The 20,314-nt window shown below is 61.7% G+C and carries 18 protein-coding genes; 9 read left to right on the plus strand and 9 right to left on the minus strand.

Features of this window, described 5'->3' with window-relative positions:
- Nucleotides 1–24: 24 nt before the first annotated feature.
- Entirely contained in the window at nucleotides 25–2,100 is a 2,076-nt protein-coding gene (locus tag HU767_RS16935; RefSeq protein ID WP_186730048.1) for an AsmA family protein, read from the minus strand.
- 376 nt (nucleotides 2,101–2,476) lie between these two features.
- Between HU767_RS16935 and HU767_RS16940 the strand changes: the two genes are divergently transcribed.
- The 8 genes from HU767_RS16940 to HU767_RS16975 all read left to right on the plus strand — a co-directional run bounded on the left by HU767_RS16940 (nucleotide 2,477) and on the right by HU767_RS16975 (nucleotide 8,755).
- A complete protein-coding gene (locus HU767_RS16940) occupies nucleotides 2,477–2,971 on the plus strand; it encodes a hypothetical protein (RefSeq protein WP_186707810.1) in 495 nt (164 codons plus the stop codon).
- A gap of 154 nt (nucleotides 2,972–3,125) precedes the next feature.
- Nucleotides 3,126–3,761 carry a TetR family transcriptional regulator gene (locus HU767_RS16945; RefSeq protein WP_186730049.1) on the plus strand — a complete coding sequence of 212 codons (636 nt, stop codon included), beginning with the start codon at nucleotides 3,126–3,128 and terminating at the stop codon, nucleotides 3,759–3,761.
- A 474-nt stretch (nucleotides 3,762–4,235) separates the two neighbouring features.
- On the plus strand, nucleotides 4,236–4,619 hold the full coding sequence (locus tag HU767_RS16950) for a DUF6124 family protein (RefSeq protein WP_186730050.1): 384 nt from the start codon (nucleotides 4,236–4,238) through the stop codon (nucleotides 4,617–4,619).
- Nucleotides 4,620–4,975: 356 nt separating this feature from the next.
- Complete coding sequence (gene ureE / locus HU767_RS16955) at nucleotides 4,976–5,476, plus strand: urease accessory protein UreE (protein ID WP_057448286.1); 501 nt, start codon at nucleotides 4,976–4,978, stop codon at nucleotides 5,474–5,476.
- Nucleotides 5,473–6,162 (plus strand): urease accessory protein UreF, encoded by a 690-nt coding sequence (locus HU767_RS16960; RefSeq protein WP_186707816.1) that lies wholly within the window; start codon nucleotides 5,473–5,475, stop codon nucleotides 6,160–6,162. Before ureE ends, HU767_RS16960 begins: the two co-directional genes overlap by 4 nt.
- 9 nt (nucleotides 6,163–6,171) lie before the next feature.
- The gene (gene ureG / locus HU767_RS16965) at nucleotides 6,172–6,786 is read left to right on the plus strand and encodes an urease accessory protein UreG (RefSeq protein ID WP_060739393.1); all 615 of its coding nucleotides are present in this window, start codon (nucleotides 6,172–6,174) and stop codon (nucleotides 6,784–6,786) included.
- Between the two features lie 30 nt (nucleotides 6,787–6,816).
- Entirely contained in the window at nucleotides 6,817–7,389 is a 573-nt protein-coding gene (locus HU767_RS16970) for a HupE/UreJ family protein (protein WP_186730051.1), read from the plus strand.
- A gap of 232 nt (nucleotides 7,390–7,621) precedes the next feature.
- Nucleotides 7,622–8,755 (plus strand): AGE family epimerase/isomerase, encoded by a 1,134-nt coding sequence (locus tag HU767_RS16975; protein WP_186730052.1) that lies wholly within the window; start codon nucleotides 7,622–7,624, stop codon nucleotides 8,753–8,755.
- A 136-nt stretch (nucleotides 8,756–8,891) separates the two neighbouring features.
- On the opposite strand, the gene HU767_RS16980 is transcribed toward HU767_RS16975, so the two are convergent.
- The 8 genes from HU767_RS16980 to HU767_RS17015 form a co-directional block, all read right to left on the minus strand.
- Nucleotides 8,892–9,656 carry an SDR family oxidoreductase gene (locus HU767_RS16980; RefSeq protein ID WP_186730053.1) on the minus strand — a complete coding sequence of 255 codons (765 nt, stop codon included), beginning with the start codon at nucleotides 9,654–9,656 and terminating at the stop codon, nucleotides 8,892–8,894.
- Nucleotides 9,657–10,509: 853 nt separating this feature from the next.
- A complete protein-coding gene (locus HU767_RS16985) occupies nucleotides 10,510–11,226 on the minus strand; it encodes an ABC transporter ATP-binding protein (protein ID WP_018606262.1) in 717 nt (238 codons plus the stop codon).
- Nucleotides 11,223–12,095: an ATP-binding cassette domain-containing protein gene (locus tag HU767_RS16990; RefSeq protein WP_057448281.1), complete on the minus strand. Its 873-nt coding sequence runs from the start codon at nucleotides 12,093–12,095 to the stop codon at nucleotides 11,223–11,225. The genes HU767_RS16985 and HU767_RS16990 overlap by 4 nt, the downstream gene beginning before the upstream one ends.
- Nucleotides 12,092–13,372, minus strand: coding sequence for a high-affinity branched-chain amino acid ABC transporter permease LivM (gene livM, locus HU767_RS16995; protein WP_186707824.1), 1,281 nt, complete (start codon nucleotides 13,370–13,372; stop codon nucleotides 12,092–12,094). Before livM ends, HU767_RS16990 begins: the two co-directional genes overlap by 4 nt.
- A 2-nt stretch (nucleotides 13,373–13,374) precedes the next feature.
- Complete coding sequence (locus HU767_RS17000; protein ID WP_053117953.1) at nucleotides 13,375–14,289, minus strand: branched-chain amino acid ABC transporter permease; 915 nt, start codon at nucleotides 14,287–14,289, stop codon at nucleotides 13,375–13,377.
- A gap of 253 nt (nucleotides 14,290–14,542) precedes the next feature.
- Complete coding sequence (locus HU767_RS17005) at nucleotides 14,543–15,679, minus strand: branched-chain amino acid ABC transporter substrate-binding protein (RefSeq protein ID WP_186707826.1); 1,137 nt, start codon at nucleotides 15,677–15,679, stop codon at nucleotides 14,543–14,545.
- A 370-nt stretch (nucleotides 15,680–16,049) separates the two neighbouring features.
- Entirely contained in the window at nucleotides 16,050–17,333 is a 1,284-nt protein-coding gene (locus tag HU767_RS17010) for an FAD-binding oxidoreductase (RefSeq protein WP_186707828.1), read from the minus strand.
- A 158-nt stretch (nucleotides 17,334–17,491) separates the two neighbouring features.
- Nucleotides 17,492–18,982, minus strand: coding sequence for an aldehyde dehydrogenase family protein (locus HU767_RS17015; protein WP_186707830.1), 1,491 nt, complete (start codon nucleotides 18,980–18,982; stop codon nucleotides 17,492–17,494).
- Between the two features lie 179 nt (nucleotides 18,983–19,161).
- Here HU767_RS17015 and gcvA point away from each other — a divergent pair, with 179 nt between their 5' ends.
- The gene (gene gcvA, locus HU767_RS17020) at nucleotides 19,162–20,070 is read left to right on the plus strand and encodes a LysR family transcriptional regulator (protein ID WP_186730054.1); all 909 of its coding nucleotides are present in this window, start codon (nucleotides 19,162–19,164) and stop codon (nucleotides 20,068–20,070) included.
- Nucleotides 20,071–20,314 lie beyond the last annotated feature (244 nt).

Consider the following 20,314-nt stretch of genomic DNA (forward strand, 5'->3'; position numbering starts at 1 on the left):
CTAAGCTTCATAACAATTCGCCGGCTACCGGGTAGGCTTGACCGTCACCGGCGCCTTGCCCGCCTTCATCTGTTCCAACAGCGGCGCGCACTGGTTCGGCTCTCCGCCGCTGGGCGCCACCAGCGCCAGCAACCCGGCCGCCGGCGCGGCGATCACGCCCAACGCCACCATGCCGGCACCGCGCAGCATCAGGGGCACGGCCTTGACCCCAGCGGCGGGCTTGGCGAACGTGCCCCGCACATACAAGGGCGAACGCAGGGAAATCAGACGCCAGCCCTTGGACTCTGGGGTGATGGTCAGGTCCAACTGTTCACTCGCCATGTTCGCCGTGCCGTCGATGTAGATGATCGCGTTCTCGGTATCGAACACGAACAGGCGCGTGGTCGCCAGGCCTGTCTTGATGTCGAAGTCGGCTGCCGCGCAGTTGATCTTCACTTCCTTGTCGCCAAAGATTTTCCCTACCACGTAGTTACCAACGTTCAGCCCCGCCAGCTCCATCAATTCCCGACTGATGGCGCCATCGTTGATGAGCATTTTCAGCGTGCCGTTGGAGGTGCCCAGCAACGCCGCCACCGAATTGCCGCGCCCGGTGATGTCGGCATCGCCATTCAATTCGCCGAAGCTGGTTTTCATCGGTTCGAAACCCGGGAACAGTTGCTTGAGCTTGAACCCCCGCGCCGTCAGCTTCGCCTGGCCCTCCAGCGGCCGGGTACGCCCGTTGAGGCGGATCTGCGCATCGAGGCGGCCACCGGCCACACCGAAACGCAGGGGCTCAAGACTCAACTGCCCGTCGTTGAGCACCAGATGGGTGTACAGGTCGGTGAACGGTAGCTGCTCGCTATGGACAATGCGTTTGCCGGTGAACTCCACATCGGCGTCCATCACGCGCCAGCGCTCGGTGCGAAACTCTTCTACAGGCAAGACCTTGCCGGTCGGCTGTTTACTGGCGCCACCGCGGGCCTTTTGCTCGGTGTTGGAGTCAGCACCGATCAACGGCGCCAAGTCGCTAAACAGCAGTTGATTGGAGACCAGCGCGCCACTGAGTTTGGGCCGCTGTTGGCTGGCGACGTAAGCCAGGTCGCCATGGATATCGCTGTCGCCGATCTTGCCGTTGAACCCCTCATAGCGAAACAGCGCCCCACCCGGCTCATGCAGTTTGGCGATCAAGCGGCCATCGGTGGCGTAAGGCGGTGAGTCCGGCAGGGTCACGCCGGTCAGTGGGTAGAGCTGGGCGAGGCTGGTGCCCGCCAGTTTCAGGCGCAAGTCCAGGGCCCCGAGGTTCAGCGGATCGGTGAGGGTGCCCGCCAGTTCGACACGTGTGTCACCGACCTTCGCCTGGGCCTGGAGTGGAAAGGGTCGTGACGCATCCTTCAGTGCCAGCAAGCCACCGACCTTGCCGGAGCCGGTCAGGTTTTGCCCGTGATACTGCCCGTTGACCTTGAAGGCGAACGCGTAGTCCTGTGGCGTCGCGCCTTGGTCCTGGGCTTTTTTCGCGGCTTTGTCACCGACGATATCGCTGAACGGAATGGGTTTGCCCAACGGGTCGATCAACAGGTCGAGGCGGGTCTTGAGTGTCTGGTCGTCAAGGGTGACGTGCCCCTTGTTGAAACCAATGGCGCCAATGTCCACCACCCAGCTGGACGGCTCGGCATCCGGGTCTTTCGGATCGAATTGGAAGGTCCAGTTGGCGCGACCGTCCGCCAGGCGCTGCAGATTGGCGTTGGGCTCCGTCAGGTCGATGCGTGGAATCGCCACTCGCCGGGCCAGCAAGGCCAGAGGCGAAACGCGCAGCTCGACACGCTTGAGCGTGACCATTTGCGGCGTTTTCGACCAATCCGGGTTACCCAGGCTCAAATCTTCGGCCACCACATGGGGCCACGGCAACCAGGCGCGCCAGCCACCTTCTTCCGGCTCACGCTGCCAGATCACCGCCAGGTTGCCGTTGATGGCGAAGGGACGATGCAATTCCTCGGAAACCTTGGCATTGAGCGGGGGCTTGATGCGGTTCCAGTCGAAGAAGGCGATGACCAGCACCAGCACCGCCAGCAGGACAACAAGGCTGGCAAAGCTCCAGGCGAGGATTTTCGAGGTGCGCGTCATGCACAAGGCTCCTGATGACAAGTCAGCGTCCGCAACCGCGGCGCTGTTTTAAATACGAACCTGCACCGGTTCGTCATGAAGGGTTGGACTGGCGAAACGGCCAACAGGTGCCGATGAACGGCACAAAAAAATGCCAGGATTCTGACTGATCGGCCAACAAACTGTTACCGCCCCCGCACATTTGCGAGGCAGCGATGGGTACAAAATACCCACCACGGTGCAAAACAGCACCTTGGAAACGCCCGTTCTAGAGCCTTCGCCGCGAACAATCAATTCCGTTGATTATTACCATTGCGTTTATGAACTTTTATATCGACTTATCGAGAGTAGCATTGCCCTCGTACCCACTTTATCGCCCTCCCAAGGAGCAACGATCATGAAACGCCAATTACTGATGAGCCTGTCCCTTTCACTGCTGGCCTCTACTGCCTTCGCACTGCCAGCCTCCGAACAAGCCACGCCACAGGTCAAGGACAGCCATTCTGTCTACAGCCAGACAGTTGCCGAAGGTGGACGTGATCGCCTGGAAGAAAAAGGCCTGGCCGAAGACGGTTATGACCGTACCAAGCAGAGTGATACCGTGGCAGCTGACGGTTCCGACCGCACCCCAGGTCAAACCCTGGCAGCTGATGGTTCCGACCGCACTCCAGGCCAAACCTTGGCAGCCGACGGTTCCGACCGCACTCCGGGCCAAACCTTGGCAGCTGACGGTTCCGACCGCACTCCGGGCCAAACCTTGGCAGCTGACGGTTCCGACCGCACTCCGGGCCAAACCCTCGCTGAAGACGGTTCTTCGCGCACTAAAATGGGCGATACCGTGGCCGAAGGCGGTGGTGATCGTGTGATCGAACGCAACAGCACCGTGAGCTGAGCCCATGGTGGCCCAGAAAAAAGCCCGATTCCTGCAATCGGGCTTTTGACTTTTCAAGCCCTTCGTTTTCCCCGCCCGATCCCCCTCTACCGTTCGACGTCGGCAAAGCCGATTTGCTAGAGTGCACCGCTCCCGTGAATCAGAAGTCAGCCTTGTGATGCTGCCCCGCGCCGAACAGAAACAACAGACACGCATTGCCCTGATGGACGCAGCCCGTCATTTGATGGAGTGCGGCCGGGGATTCGGCAGCCTGAGCCTGCGGGAAGTCGCCAGGACAGCGGGCATCGTGCCCACCGGGTTCTATCGGCACTTCGAGGACATGGACCAACTGGGCCTGGCACTGGTCAGCGAAGTCGGCCAGACCTTCCGCGAAACCATCCGCCTGGTCCGCCACAACGAATTCGTCATGGGTGGCATCATCGATGCGTCGGTACGGATCTTTCTCGATGTGGTTCAAGTCAACCGATCCCAATTCCTGTTCCTGGCCCGCGAGCAATACGGCGGCTCCCTGCCGGTGCGCCAGGCCATCGCCCAATTGCGCGAAGACATCAGCTCGGACCTGGCCGCCGACTTGGCGTTGATGCCCAAGCTGCAGCACCTGGACCTGGCCGCCCTGGGCGTGATGGCCGATCTTATCGTCAAGAGCGTGTTCGCCACCCTGCCGGACATCATCGACCCACCCGCCCAAGCCCTCCCCGAACACCTCACGCCCCAGGCGAAAATGACCCAGCAACTGCGATTCATCTTCATTGGCCTCAAGCATTGGCAAGGGCTGGGCAGTACCGAATAACTATCAACGTGCCTCCTCTGTGGGAGCGAGCCTGCTCGCGAAAGCGGTGTATCAGCCCCCTGATTGCTCATCTGACACACCGCCTCCCGAAGAACCGCCTGGGAGATGTGGCAATTTCTGTAGGAACTGCCGCCCGCTGTGATCTTTCGGTCCTCTTCCCCCGCCAAACCCTCGGACATTTCCTTCAACACGCCGGGCTGTTCATGAACTAGGCAGCACTTTAGAGCGCCGCTAACCTCTGTTCGTCATCGCAAAAAACGGTGATACGGACGTGCAAGTCCGATCTAGGAGCGTATTCGTTATGGCTATTCGCCGAGCATTTTTCTATGCTCGCTGACTATTATGGCGGCTGCGCGTGGGAGACCTTCGGGTCTGCCGGGTTCCTGGACCGGTCTTGCACACCTACGTACAGCTGCCACCCATTTTTCGACGTGCAATCGGAGGGTGCCGGCTCCACTTCCAGGAATTTTCACTATGTTCAAAGCAACTCCGAATCCCCCGCACAGCGGCCACAAGTCCCGCGTCGAAGCGCAGGAAGAAAAAAAGCTCGATGACGCCGCCACCCGCGCCCTCGACTACCACCTCAAGCCCAAGCCCACCTCACCGCCCGAACCCGACAAAAACCAACTCTTCATCGTGTCTCCACACATCGACACCGAAACCCTGCTCGCCAACGCTTCCGAAGACCTGCTCTCCATCAGCACCATCGCCGCCGACCTGGCTGATGACGTGGATGACTCGCGGCGCTGCGTCGCCCTGGCGATCAGCCGCATGGCCGATGGGGTTCAGTTGCTGGTTGAGCGGGCGTTGGATCATCTGGAAACCAAGGAGATGGCGGCGCCTGGTGCCAAGGGGTAGCGCCTTGCTTTGATGCAAGCTGGGCCGACGCCATCGCGAGCAGGCTCGCTCCCACAGGGTTTTGTGTAGAGCCGAATATCAAGTTCAACACCAAGCCACTGTGGGAGCGAGCCTGCTCGCGAAAGCGGTGGACCAGACATATTGATGTCGACTGACACGCCGCCTTCGCGAGCAAGCTCGCTCCCACAGACGCTTTTGTGTTGGTCGCAAAATGGTGCACAGCCCCACGACGCGCACCAACATGGCACGCAATCCGCCCCATCCTGAAACGCCATCCCCAGATATTTCCTACACCCCCTTCGATTGGCAAGCCCCTTGCTCTAAACACAGCACCGTTCATTGCTGGAAGCACTCCGATGCTGGTGATTCACCGCAGAATCGACACTCAACCGCGCTGGGACGCCGAGCTGCACCTGACCTTCGACGCCCGCAGCAAAAGCCGTCTGCGCTGTTTCAGTGCCGAAGGTGAAGACGTCGGGTTGTTCCTGGAGCGAGGCCAGCCGCCGCTGTACGACGGTGAGTGCCTGCAGGCCGAAGATGGGCGCATCGTGCGCGTTTGCGCCCGCGCCGAACAATTGCTGCATGTCACCTGCGCCAATGCCTTCGAACTGACCCGCGCCGCCTACCACCTGGGCAATCGCCACGTGGCCCTGCAAGTGGGCGATGGCTGGTTGCGCCTGCTGGACGATTACGTGCTCAAGGCGATGCTCGAACAACTGGGCGCCCGCGCCGAAGCCATCGAAGCCCCGTTCCAGCCGGAACACGGCGCCTATGGCGGCGGCCATCATCACTCCCGGCACGGCGACGAAGACTTCAACTACGCGCCGCGCCTGCATCAATTTGGCGTGCGCACATGAACCCGGCCTGGGCGCTGCTGCGTCTGGCCAGCCCGCAGTTGCCGATTGGCGGGTACAGCTACTCCCAGGGTCTGGAAATGGCGGTGGACAACGGCCAGGTGAAAAACCCCGACGATGCACGGCGCTGGATCAGCGACCAATTGCTGCTGAACCTGGCACGCTTCGAAGCGCCCCTGCTGCTGGCACACTGCACCGCAGCCGCCGCTAACGATTGGGACACGCTGCGGCAACGCTGTGAAGAACACCGCGCCAGCCGGGAAACCCGCGAACTGCACCAGGAAAGCCGGCAGATGGGCTACTCGTTGCAGCAATTGCTCGCCGGCCTGCCGGAACTCGACCGTGCCGCCCGGGACTTCCTTGAACAGCTCAGCCTTGGTCAGCGCAGCGAGCCGCACCTGGCACTGGGCTGGGCCCTGGCCGCCCGCGCCTGGCAGATCGCCCCCCAGGATGCCCTCGCCGCCTGGCTGTGGAGCTGGCTGGAAAACCAACTGGCGGTGCTGATGAAAACCCTGCCCCTGGGCCAGCAAGCGGCCCAGCGCCTGACCAGCGAACTGCTGCCGCTGTTGCAACAGGCCCAGCACGACGCCTCGAACATCGACCCCGACCATTACGGCAGCGCCGCGTTTGGCCTGTCCCTGGCGTGCATGGCCCATGAGCGCCAGTACAGCCGTCTGTTCCGTTCCTAGGAGACACACATGAACACACAACCTCTGCGCGTCGGTATCGGCGGCCCGGTGGGCTCCGGCAAGACCGCCCTGACCCTGGCCCTGTGCCTGGCTTTACGTGAACGCTACAACCTGGCAGTGGTAACCAATGATATCTACACCCGCGAAGACGCCGACTTCCTGGTGCGCAACGAAGCCCTGGCGCCGGAGCGGATCATCGGCGTGGAAACCGGCGGCTGCCCGCACACGGCGATTCGCGAAGATGCCTCGATCAACCTCGAGGCCGTGGACCAGTTGAACCGGCGCTTTCCGGGCCTGGACCTGATTCTGGTGGAGTCGGGCGGCGACAACCTGTCGGCGACCTTCAGCCCGGAGCTGTCGGACCTGACGATCTATGTGATCGACGTTTCCGCCGGGGACAAGCTGCCGCGCAAGGGCGGGCCGGGCATTTGCAAATCCGACCTGCTGGTGATCAACAAAATCGACCTGGCACCCCTGGTGGGCGCGTCCCTGGAGATGATGGACAGCGACACCCGGCGGATGCGCAACGGCAAGCCCTTCGTGTTCAGCAACCAGAAGACCGGCCAGGGCCTGGACGACATCATCGCCTTCATCGAGCGCCAGGGTCTGCTGAGCGCCGCCTGATTTTCCGACTGACAACAAGGAAGCTTATCCATGACCTTCAAACGCCTCTTCGGTGCCCTTGCCCTGCTGCTGACCCCGGCCCTGGCCTTCGCCCACCCTGGCCATGGCGACAACGGCCTGATCGCCGGCCTCGGCCACCCCATCGGCGGGCTCGACCATTTGCTGGCGATGCTGGCGGTCGGCTTGTGGGCCGCGCAACAACAAGGCGCCGCGCGCTGGGCGCTGCCCTGCACCTTCGTGGGTACGATGCTGCTGGGCGGTCTATTGGGCTTTGAAGGCCTGAACCTGCCGGCGCTGGAAAGCGGGATCGCCGCCTCGGTGTTGGCCCTGGGCCTGGCGGTGGCACTGGCGGTGCGTCCACCGTTGAGCCTGGCGGTTGGCGCGACGGCCTTGTTTGCACTGTTCCATGGCGTGGCCCATGGCTTGGAACTGCCGGACATGTCGAGCCCGTGGGCCTATGCGGTGGGCTTCGTCGCAGCCACGGCGGCGCTGCATGGCGCAGGGTTTGCACTGGTGCGGGCGCTGCCACGCGCGGCGGCGCCAATGGTTCGGTTGGCTGGAGCAGCGTCGGCGGGGGCTGGGGTTTGGTTGTTGGCGGGTTGATTCTTTAGCGCCTTCGAAGACGCCTTCGCGAGCAAGCCCGCTCCCACAGTTAGGTCGGTGTACGCCGCCTCCTGTGGGAGTGAGCCTGCTCCCGCAGCTTGATCGGTGTACACCGTACCCTGTGGGAGCGGGCTTGCTCGCGAAGGCGGCCTGATAGCCACCCCATCTCCCCAGGCCTGCCACTCTGCTACCATGTCGCGCAATCGCCCCCAAGCCGTGACGACGTCCGCCCATGCCTGATGCTTCCCGCCCCGCTCCCCCGCCTGAATTGACCGCCCTGTTCGCAACAGTGCGGCAGCATTTTCACGACGTGATCGTGCCGATGTGGCAAGGCCCGGGCTGGAATGCCGAACTGGCGCTGCCCTATGAATCCCTGGATGCCGAACATGCGCCGCTGCCGCCCCAGCGCTACCGGGCCATGGCCTGTGCGCGACAACTGTATGTGTTTGCGAGCCTGATTGGCGAAGTGCCCCAGGCCGAGGAACGGGCCAGCGTACTGTTCCGCTCGCTCCAGCGTCATTTCCACGATGCCGAACATGGCGGCTGGTTCTACAGCATCGACCCGCAAGGCGCGCCGCTGGACACCGGCAAGGACCTCTATACCCACGCGTTTATTCTGTTCGCCTGCGCCCATTACTGGGGCAAGGTCCGCGAACCGCTGGTGGAATCGGTGCTCAACGCGAGCCTGGAAGTCATCGCCCGGCGCTTTGCCAGCGTCGACGGTCTCTACGAAGCCAGCCTCAAGCGCGATTGGTCGACGACGGGTTCCGGCCCTTTGCAAAACCCGTTGATGCACCTGGCCGAAGCGTTTCTCGCCACCCTCTCGGTCCGCGAAGATGCCAACGTCCGCCAGGCGTTGCTGGACTTGTGCGACGGGATGGCCAAGCACTTCATCGATCCGCAGCAGCGGGTCATGATGGAAAAACCGCTCAAGGCTGTGGATAACTGGTTCGAGCCGGGCCACCAGTTCGAATGGTATTACTTGCTGGCCTCATCGCCGCTGTTGCGCAACGGCAAGTTGCACACCGCCCTGGAGCGCAGCTTCGGCCATACCGAACAACGCGGCGTCGATCCGGATTCCGGCGCGGTGTGCGCGATGCTGGCGGTGGACACACAAGCAGGCCCACGGGATGCCACCCAACGCATCTGGGCCCAGGCGGAATACCTGCGGGCGCTGACTTTGCGCCCGGACAATCAGGGGGCATTGCTACATCAACTACAGGCGTTGCGACAACAATTCCTGCATGGCAAAGGCTGGAACGAATGCCTCGACGCCGACGGCATTGTCAGCCGCCGGGACATGCCGTCCACCACGCCGTATCACCTGCTGACCTGCTATCGCGGGCTGGCCGATTATCTGGCTTGATCCCACTGTGGCGAGGGAGCTTGCTCCCGCTGGGCCGCGCAGCGGCCCTAAAAAGCTTACGACTGCTTCGCAGCCGAGCGGGAGCAAGCTCCCTCGCCACAAGGGCTCAACATTTCCAGCTCAAGTACGTCAGCGGTCAGGCCTTGTTACGCTCAATCGCAAACCCAGCCCAGGTCTGGCTCACCGGCATCAGCTCCAGGCTGTTGATGTTGATGTGCGCCGGCGTGTTGAGCACCCAGAAAATCGTGTCGGCGATGTCTTGTGGCTGGATCGGCTCGGCGCCGGCATAGGTCGCGTTGTAGCGCTCCTGGTCGCCACCGAAGCGCACCAGGGAGAATTCGCTTTCGCACAGGCCCGGCTCGATGTTGCTCACTCGCACGCCCGTGCCTTGCAGGTCGCAACGCAGGTTCAGGGAGAACTGTTTGACGAACGCCTTGCTCGCGCCATACACATGGCTGCCCGGATACGGGTAATTGCCGGCAATGGAACCCAGGTTGACGATCCCGGCGCCACGGCCGTGGGCAATCAGGCGCGGCAACAGCAGGCGGGTGCTGTAGATCAGCCCTTTGACATTGGTGTCGACCATGGTGTCCCAGTCATCGAGGTCGCACTTGGGTGCCGGATCGACGCCCAAGGCCAGGCCGGCGTTGTTGATCAGCCCGCGCAACGTGGCGAAGGACGGCGGCAGGTTGGCGATGGCCTCTTCCATGGCCTTGCGATCGCGCACGTCCAGGACCAGGCCATGGACTTCGGTCTGCTTCGACAGCTCGGCACAAAGGGCATTGAGGCGTTCTTCACGACGACCGGTCAGCACCAGTTTCCAACCGGCCTCGGCAAAACGTCGGGCACAGGCTTCACCAAAACCGGATGTCGCGCCGGTGATAAACAGGGTGTCAGACATCGTGTTCTCCTTGTTGGAACTTCAAAAGCCGTTGAATGGAATCGGCCCACAGCATGCCCGGCCTGATACGTCGTGGGCAAGGTTTGCACACGCGCTTTTTGGGCCACAGCTGCTCATAAAACAACCAATCCACGCCAGGCCTTGCCCAGCAAGGGCCGCAGCCGGTTGCCCGCACCTTATCCACAGGCACGTCCACAGTAATCGGGGGCAAGTACAAACCCCACAGGCCGCTGTGCATAAGGCTTTGCGGGGTATTTGGAAAATTTTTTCGCTTGACCCTGCAACTCAGGTTGTGCAACGCAAGTTATCTGCTATAAGTCAGCGCCCCAGAGGCGATGGCTCCAAGCCAGTAACCACGGCCCTCAGCGCGGTCTTTCCAGAGTTTAATCACAGACTTATCCACAGGATTACCGATAGACTTCCGAGCCCATTCCAGTGCTCACAAAACTGTTGACAACTGCCGCTCCCGCTTGACCGAAAACGCCTGATCAAAAAACGATCACAGCCCTGCAAGCCACGTAATCAAAGGCTTCCAGCCAGCTACTCCCACGTTACCCACAGCCAGTTCCACAGCAAACGGGGACAAGTCAAAACCGTGACAAAACAACTGTTTGCGGCGACTTTATGTCGCGGTTTCGCAGGGGCTCAGGATTGTTGTCCACAATTCCTGAAACCATACAAATTCCCCCTGTGGGAGCGGGCTTGCTCGCGAAGGCGGCGTGTCAGTCGACATCAATATGTCTGATCCACCGCTTTCGCGAGCAGGCTCGCTCCCACAGGGGATGGCGGTGATAGGGGAGAGATAAAAAAACCGGCGATTCACTCGCCGGTTTTTTTCATTGCTTCAACCGCCTCAATGCCCACCCAGGTACGCGTTGCGCACCTCTTCGTTGGCGAGCAGTTCCTTGCCGGTGCCGGTCAGGCGGATTTCACCATTGACCATCACATAAGCCCGGTCCGACAGCCTGAGGGCGTGGTTGGCGTTCTGTTCCACCAGGAAAATGGTCATCCCGGTGGAGGCCAGTTCACGCAGGGTGGCGAAGATCTGTTTCACCACGATCGGCGCCAACCCCAGGCTCGGCTCATCGAGCAGCAACAACTTCGGTCGGCTCATCAATGCCCGGGCGATGGCGAGCATTTGCTGCTCGCCGCCGGACATGGTCATGGCCCGCTGGTTGCGGCGCTCCTTGAGCCGCGGGAACAGCTCGAACATGCGTTGCATGTCTTCGCTGGCGTATTTGTCACCGATGGGAATGGTGCCCATCAGCAGGTTTTCCTCGACCGTCATGTCGGGGAAAACCCGCCGCCCTTCTGGCGACTGCGCGATGCCGTTGGAGGCGATGTAGTGGGAGGACTTGTGGGTGATGTCCACGCCCTGGTAGATGATCTGCCCACCCGCCGCGCGAGGCTGGCCGAAGATCGACATCAGCAGCGTGGACTTGCCGGCACCGTTGGAGCCGATCAGGCTCACGGTCTCGCCTTCGCCAATGTGCATCGAGACTTTCTTCAGGGCCTGGATCGGCCCGTAGAACACGTCCAACTCCTTGAGTTCGAGGATAGGTCCACTCATACCAGTTCCTCTTCGTCGGCACCCAGGTAGGCCGCGATCACCTTCGGATCGTTGCGAATCGCCTCGGGACCACCCTCGGCGATCACGTTGCCGTGGTCCAGCACCACGATGTGGTCGGAAATGCTCATTACCATGCCCATGTCGTGTTCGATCAGCACCACGGTCAGATCATGCTCGTCGCGCAGCAGCCGGATCATCGCGCTCAGCGCTTCGGTTTCCTGAGGGTTGAGGCCGGCGGCCGGCTCGTCGAGACAGATGATCTGCGGACGCGTGCACATTGCCCGGGCGATTTCCAGGCGCCGTTGCTGGCCGTAGGAAAGCTCCCCGGCCAGGCGGTTGGCGCAATCCACCAGGTCCACAACCTCCAGCCAATAGAACGCATGGTCCAGGGCGTCGCTTTCAGCCTTGCGGTAACCCTTGGTATTGAGGATACCCGCCACCAGGCTGCGGTTGACCCACATGTGCTGGGCCACCAGCAGGTTTTCCAGCACCGACATTTCCTTGAACAGGCGAATGTTCTGGAAGGTACGCGCCAGGCCGGCGCGGTTCACCAGGTGGGTGCCGCCGAACATCTTGTAGTACAGCCGGCTGGCGAAGGATTTCGGCGAGACGAAGTCGGTCGGGCGGAACGCTTCGCCCAACAACTTGATGACGTTGGTCTGCTCGCCGCGCACGTTGAGTTCAATCTTGCCGCCCGAAGCCTTGTAGAAACCGGTCAGGCAGTTGAACACCGTGGTCTTGCCCGCACCGTTGGGGCCGATTAGCGCGAAGATCGAGTTGCGCTTGACCTGCAGGCTGACATCGCTGAGGGCCTTGATGCCACCGAACTGCATCATCAGGTTTTCAACTTTGAGTACGACTTCGCTCATGGCGCTACCCCCTTGCGCGGCGTCACACCGGTACGGCTGATACGGATCAAGCCGCGCGGGCGCCAGATCATCATCAACACCATCAGTACGCCGAACAGCAGCACCCGGTATTCAGAGAAACTGCGCAAAAGCTCCGGCGCCACGGTGAGCACGAAGGCGGCAATCACCACGCCGACCGTCGACCCCATGCCGCCCAGCACCACGATCGCCAGGATCAACGCCGACTCGAAGAAGGTGAACGACGACGGGTTGACGAAGCCCTGGTAACTGGCGAAGAACACCCCGGCCAGGCCAGCTGTGGACGCGCCGATGGTGAAGGCCGAGAGCTTGACCAGCACATGGTTCAGGCCCATGGAGCGGCAGGCGATCTCATCCTCGCGCAGGGCCTCCCAGGCACGTCCGACCGGCATGCGCGTCAGGCGATGCTTGATGTAGAGCACCAGCAATACCGTGATGAACAGCACGATGTAGATGAACAGGAATTTGATGTTGGGGTTGTAGTCGAGGCCGAAGAACTCATGGAACGGCACCCCGCCATCTTTCGCTCGTCGGCCGAACTCCAGGCCGAAAAAGGTTGGCGACGGCACGGGCATGCCATTCGGCCCGCCAGTGAACGACAGCCAGTTGTTCAGCACCAACCGGATGATCTCACCGAACCCCAGGGTCACGATGGCCAGGTAGTCACCGTGCATTCGTAACACCGGGAATCCCAATATGCACCCCGCCATCGCCGCCGCGATGGCCGCCAGCGGCAATACGGTCCAGAAACCCAGCCCCAGGTATTGATAGCCCAGCGCCAGGCCATAGGCACCGATGGCATAGAACGCCACGTAACCCAGGTCGAGCAGCCCCGCCAGGCCGACCACGATGTTCAGACCCAGGCCCAACAACACATAGATCAGCCCGAGGATGACCACAGTGAGCACGTACTTATTGGCGAAGAACGGAAACACGATGGCAATCACGATCAGCGCCGGAATGATCCAGCGCAGCCGCGACTTGTAGTCTGGTGGCAGCACATGCACGCCGGAGCCGGTGCTTTCGAAGCCCTGGAGAATCTTCAGTCCCTTGGGGGTTTGCAGGAACAGGCTCAAGGCAAAACGGCCGATCATCACGATCGCCACCAACCAGCCGACCCGGGCCGGTTGCAGGTTGAAGCTGTAGCCGTCGAGCACCACGCCGACAATCGGCCCGAACACGATCAGCGAGATCAGGCCGGCCAGGATCGCGTCGATGACGCTCTGTTTGATATCAAGCGGTTTATTGGCAGCAGACATACTTATACCTTCGCCACGAGTGGGCGACCCAGCAGGCCTTGGGGACGGAAGATCAGGATCAGCACCAGCAGCGAGAAACTGAACACGTCTTTGTAGTCAGAATTGATCAGACCGGAGAACAGCGACTCGGAGATCCCGAGGATGATCCCGCCGAGCATCGCCCCAGGCAGGGAGCCAATGCCGCCGAGTACCGCTGCGGTGAACGCCTTGATGCCGATGATGAAGCCGGCATAGAAGTCGAACGTGCCGTAGTTCATGGTGATCAGCACGCCGGCCAGGGCCGCCATGGCTGCACCGATGATGAACACGTAGGAAATCACCCGGTCGGTGTTGATCCCCAGGATCGAGGCCATCTTGCGGTCTTGCTGGGTGGCGCGGCACATGCGCCCGAGCTTGGTGTATTTGATGATGTAGGTCAGCGCGGCCATCCCGGCGAACGCAGCGACCAGGATGAAAATCTTGGTGTAGGTGAGCTGGACGAAACCGCTGCCGATGTCGACGCGCATGGCGCCTTCGAGCAGCGTCGGGATCCCTTGTTGACGGGCGCCCTGGCTGATTTGTGCATAGTTCTGCAAGATCAGCGAGATGCCGATGGCACTGATCAGCGGTGCCAGCCGGGTGGAGTTGCGCAGGGGTTTGTAGGCGACGCGTTCGATGACCCAGCCGTATACGCCGGTGACCACGACCGTGAACACGAGGGTGCCAAGGATCATTAGCGGAAAGGATTCAATACCGAAGTAAGCCAGCAGAGCCAGACTGATTGCCGCGAGGTAAGCGGAAATCATGTAAACCTCGCCATGGGCGAAGTTGATCATGCCGATGATGCCGTAGACCATTGTGTAGCCGATGGCGATCAGACCATAGACCGACCCGAGGGTCAGGCCATTGATCAGTTGCTGCAGGAAAATACCATCCATAACGCAATCTCACGCAGTGAGACAGCACATCCCGGGGACGCGACGACGGGTTCGAAGCCCAGCGCCAAAGGATGTGCGGCTCGTAGAAAAAAACAGACGGGCCTTTGGCTAATGCCAATCAGGACAGGGTGAACACAGTCTCCGTGGCGAGGGAGCTTGCTCCCGCTGGACTGCGCAGCAGTCCCCTTTTTGGGGCCGCTACGCGCCCCAGCGGGAGCAAGCTCCCTCGCCACAGGCTAGTCATCCCTTCAAATTACTTCTGTTTTTCCAACTGGTGGTATTTGCCGTCCTTGTCCCACTGGTAGACCACGTAGTCGGAGACTTTCAGGTCGCCCTTGGTGTCCCACTCCTTCTTGCCCATCACGGTCTGGACAGGGTTGGCCTTGAGCCACTTGGCCGCATCCTCGCCTTTGTTGGACTTGGCGCCGTTGAAGCCGGCGGCCAGGGCCTGGACCGAAGCGTAGGCGTACAGGGTGTAACCTTCAGGCTCGGTGCCGTTCTTGCGGAACTCTTCAACCACGACCTTGCTGTCTGGCAGCAGGCGCGGGTCGGCGCCGAAGGTCATGTACACGCCATCGACGTATTGCGCGCCGCCGGCGGTGGTGACCAGTTCGTCGGTGACAATGCCATCGTCGGACATGAACTTCACGTCCTTGAGGCCTTGCTCACGTAACTGGCGAACCAGCGGACCGGCTTCCGGATGCAGGCCACCGAAGTAGACCACGTCGGCGCCAGCCCCACGGATCTTGGTGACCACGGCGCTGAAGTCTTTCTCGCCACGGGTCAGGCCTTCGTACAGCACCGGGGTCACGCCGCGCTTGATCAGTTGTGCCTTGGTGGCATCCGCCAGGCCTTGGCCATAGGTGTCCTTGTCATGCAGGACAACGACTTTCTTGCCCTTGAGCACGTCGACGATGTAGTCGCCGGCCACGATGCCCTGCTGGTCGTCACGACCGCACATGCGGAACATCGCGCTGAGGCCGCGCTCGGTCACGGCCGGGTTGGTCGAGCCGGGGGTGATGGCGATGATGCCGGCTTCGTCGTAGACCTCGGAGGCCGGGATGGTGTTGGACGAGCAGAAGTGCCCGACCACGCCAATCACCTTGTCCTGGTCAACCAGGCGGTTGGCCACGGCCACGGCCTGCTTGGGCTCGCAAGCATCGTCACCGGCAACCAGTACGATCTTCTCGCCGTTGACGCCACCCGCTTTGTTAATGACATCGGCCGCTGCCTGCGCACCCTTCATGTACTGCTCGCCAAATGCAGCGTTGGCGCCGGTCATCGGCCCCGCCACACCAAATTTCACATCAGCTTGAGCAAACGCAGAAACACCCAATGCAGCTGCCACTGCGAGGGCCAGGAAACCTTTCTTGTAAAACGTCTGGGACATGAGGTGGTGCTCCAAGGTTTTTTTTAGTTGGCACTGCGACTTCATTTCACTGAAAAGCTCAGAGCAAGGGCCGTGCCATCGGTTTTTTATTCTGAAAAAAGTCGCTGCTTTATTGTTATTTCGACTGTTTCGAGCCCTTTTTCATGGGGCGTGCAACCGTCTAAACCGCACGAGGTGCAACCTTTTATTTAAATGGGTGAAACCCTCCGTGAGCCATCATTGCAACCATCACACGAAACGGCGTGCAACCTCTGTGTAACAACCCACGTCACCGAACTGCACACTGTCGGTGCGCGACTGCTACAAGCCGCACCATAACAGGCTAGACGCTACGCCGGAAAACGCGGGTTCCAGCAACAATTTTCAACACTCAAATGACGATCCGCAGGCACTGGCCCGCGTGATACAGCGAAAAACCGGCCTCATACAGGCAACTGCGCAACCCCACCCCGGCCAGTGGCTGCATGGGCGCGAACGGGATCGGCAGGGCCTGGGCGTTACCGTGGCAGAGGTAATCGGCGAACGCCTTGCCGACCACCGTACCGGTGGTCACGCCCCGGCCGTTGTAGCCGGTCACGGCCACCAGCCCGGGGGCCGGTTCGAACAGGCGCATCAGATGATCGGGGGTAAAGGCGATGCAACCGGTCCAGGTGCATTCCCACTCCACCGGCTTGAGATAAGGAAAATAGTGTTGCTGTACTCGGTCGGCCCAGGCCTTGAGGAACCAGGTCGGCTTGCGGTTGCCGTTGCCCAGGCTGCCCAGCAGCAAGCGGCCGTCCTTGTCCCGGCGGATGCTGCTCAGCACCTGGCGGGTATCCCACGAACCCTGGCCGCCTGGCAGGATGCGGCGGGCGGCCTCGTCGGTCAGCGGGACCGAGGCGACCTGATAGTAATAGCCAGGGAAAAAATTGCGCCGCAGCTCGGTCCAGTCGCCCTCGGTGTAGGCGTTGGAGGCAATCACCACCTGCTCGGCCAGCACCGAACCCTGGGCGGTTAGCACCGACCAGCGCTGGCCTTGGCGTTCCAGGCGGGTCACCGGGGAATGGTCGAACAACTGGCCGCCCAGGTCCGTTGCGGCCTTGGCCAACCCGCTGGTGTAGGCCATCGGGTTGAGCGTGCCGGCGCGGCGGTCGAGTAATGCCGCAGCGATTTTCGAGGTGCCGGTCGCCTCCGCGCAGGCCTGGCCGGTGAGCAACTCCACCGGGGCGCCACGGCGTTTCCATTGTGCCTCGCGACTGCGCAGGTCGGCCTCGCCCCGGGCGTTATGGGCCATGTGCAGGGTGCCTTCGCGACGCAACTGGCAATCGATGCTGTATTTATCGATGAGACTGAACACCAAGGCTGGCGCAGCCCCCAGCATGCGGTTGAGCTGGCTGCCCACCGCCTCGCCGAACCCGGCCTCGATGTCATCCGGCGGGATCCACAGCCCGGCGTTCACCAGGCCGACGTTGCGTCCCGACCCGCCCTGCCCGGCCCGATGGGCTTCCAGCACAGCCACGCGCTTGCCTTGTTCGAGCAAGTGCACCGCCGCCGACAGCCCGGTGAAGCCTGCGCCGATCACACAGACATCCACCGTGATTTCACCGGTGAGCGCGGTGTTTTCAGGCCTTTGCGGCGTCAGTTTTTCCCACAGACACTCTTCGCGTAACGGCATTGCCAGACTCCGGAAATGAAACCTAACCACTACACCATTCCATTTGTGGGAGCGGGCTTGCTCGCGAAGGCAGTGGGCCTGTCGACACTAATGTTGAGTGACAGTCCGCTTTCGCGAGCAAGCCCGCTCCCACATGGGATCACCGCTTGGCTCAAGCCTTAATCGAACGTAATCCCCTGCGCCAACGGCAACTCCAGCGAGTAATTCACGGTGTTGGTCTGGCGGCGCATGTAGCCGCGCCAGGCGTCGGAGCCGGATTCGCGACCGCCGCCGGTTTCTTTTTCGCCGCCGAACGCGCCGCCGATTTCCGCGCCGCTCGGGCCGATGTTGACGTTGGCGATGCCACAGTCGCTGCCCACGGCCGACATGAACTGCTCGGCTTCACGCACGTCGGTGGTGAAGATGCAGGACGACAGGCCCTGGGGCACGGCATTGTTCAAGTGCAGGGCCTCGGCAAAGTCCTTGTAGCCGACCACGTACAGGATCGGCGCGAAGGTTTCATGGCGCACCACATCACTCTGCTCGGGCATCTCGACGATGGCCGGCGAGACGTAATAGGCATTCGGGAATTGGTCTTCAAGCTGGCGCTTGCCACCAAACACGCGACCGCCTTCGCTCAAGGCCTGCTCTAGCGCGTCCTGCATGCCCTCGAAGCTGTGCTTGTCGATCAGCGGTCCGACCAGGTTGCCTTCCAGCGGATGGCCAATGCGCACTTTCGAATAGGCGGCCTTGAGGCGGGTGACGATCTCTTCCTTCACCGACTCATGGGCAATCAGGCGACGCAGGGTGGTGCAACGCTGGCCGGCGGTGCCGACGGCGCTGAACAGGATGGCGCGCACGGCCATGTCCAGGTCGGCGCTCGGCGCCAGGATCATGGCGTTGTTGCCGCCCAGCTCCAGGATGCTGCGGGCGAAACGCGCGGCGACTTTCGGCGCCACTTCACGGCCCATGCGGGTGCTGCCGGTGGCGCTGATCAAGGCCACGCGCGGGTCATCCACCAGCGCTTCACCGGCATCGCGACCGCCGATGATCACCTGGCTCAGGTACGGTGGCGCGTCGCTGAAGTTCTTCAGCACGCGCTCGAACAGCGCCTGGCACGCCAGGGCGGTGAGTGGGGTCTTTTCCGACGGTTTCCAGATCACCGAGTTGCCGCAGACCAGGGCCAGCGTGGTGTTCCAGGCCCAGACCGCGACGGGGAAGTTGAAGGCACTGATCACCCCGACCACGCCCAGCGGATGCCAGGATTCACGCATGTGGTGGCCTGGGCGTTCGGAGGCGATGGTCAAACCGTACAACTGGCGGGACAGACCGACGGCGAAGTCGCAGATGTCGATCATCTCTTGCACTTCACCCAGGCCTTCCTGGGTGATCTTGCCGGCTTCCCAGGACACCAGCTCGCCGAGATCGGCCTTGTATTCACGCAACAGATCGCCGAATTGACGCACCAGCTCGCCGCGACGCGGGGCCGGCACCTTGCGCCACAGGTCGAAGGCATGCTCGGCACGGCTGACCTGCTGCTCGACTTCAGCGGCGCCTTCCCAGTTCACGGCGCCGATACGACTGCCATCGATAGGCGAATGCACCGGCTGCGCGCCGCCCTGGTACAAGGCCGGATTGACGCCCAGACGATCAAGCAATGCAGCAACCATGGGTAACTCCTCTAAACGAGCGATAAAAGATTGGCAGGCGGGCAATCACCCTCTGCTCAGGCCTCTAGTTTTAGCTGGCTCGAGTCTTGCCAACAAACGACCATTAAGCGAGATATCATTCCGTTTATTCATGCTGCCCCTGACTCGATTTATAGAGCAACAAGAAAAAGGCCCTCGTCATGCTCAATAAGCGCTATTTACCATCGATCACCGCCCTCCAGTGCTTCGAAGCCGTGACCCGCCACCTGAGCTTTACCCGTGCCGCCGAAGAGCTTCACCTGACCCAGAGTGCCGTCAGCAAACAGGTCGCCCAGCTTGAGGAATTGTTGCAGCACCTGCTGTTCCGGCGCGTGCGCCGTCGCTTGCAGCTGACACCGGCCGGGGATTTGTATCTGGGGGAAGTACGAAAAATCCTCACCCAGGTGGAGATGTCTACCCATTACCTGCGGTCCTACGGTGGCGACACCGAAGTCCTGCGTGTTTCCACGCCCCCGACCTTTGGGGCTCGCTGGCTGGTTCCGCGCCTGAAAGGCTGGCGCCTGCGTCATCCGAAAATTCATCTGGACCTGTGCAGCGAGCAGGAAGCCGACGACTTGCAGCAGGGGCGCAGCGACCTGGCGTTCTACTTCGGCCAGGGTTCACGCCCTGGCACCGAGTCCCTGAGACTTTTCGACGAGGAGCTGGTGCCAGTCTGCGCGCCCGGCAGCCTACCCGGCCAGCCCTTCACCGACCCGACCCAATTGGCCGAGTTGGTGCTGCTGCAAAACGCCTCGCGACCCCAGGCCTGGCACGACTGGTTCGACAGCCAGGGCTACCACACCGAACACAGCTACCACGGCCCGCGTTTCGAAACCTTCTACATGTGCATTCGCGCCGCCCAGGTCGGCTGTGGCGTCGCCCTGCTGCCACGGTTCCTGGTGGAAGAAGAACTGGCCGACGGCAAGCTGGTCATCCCCTGGCCCCACGCAATGCCCAGCACCAGCGCCTATTACCTGGCCTATCCGGAGCATTCGGCGGAAGTACCCAAGGTGCGGCTTTTCGTGGAGTGGATGCTGGAGCAGATCGACAGCCCGGAGGTATCGCAATAACGGCATCCCACACAAACCCCGTGGCGAGGGAGCTTGCTCCCGCTCGGGTGCGAAGCACCCGCAAAAAAAGGGGAGCGCTTCGCACTCCAGCGGGAGCAAGCTCCCTCGCCACAGTAAGCGCGCTCCCGCAAAGGCCTGAGGACTGTTAAAAAATCGCTGGCAAAACCCACCAGGGTTATGCGCCACTAGCCGTTCACTGAACTGCCGAACTTCGCTGCCCACGGCTGCGGCCTGTCTGGAGAAC

The organism is Pseudomonas sp. SWRI179 (assembly GCF_014268705.1).
GTDB classification, from domain to species: Bacteria; Pseudomonadota; Gammaproteobacteria; order Pseudomonadales; family Pseudomonadaceae; genus Aquipseudomonas; species Aquipseudomonas zanjanensis.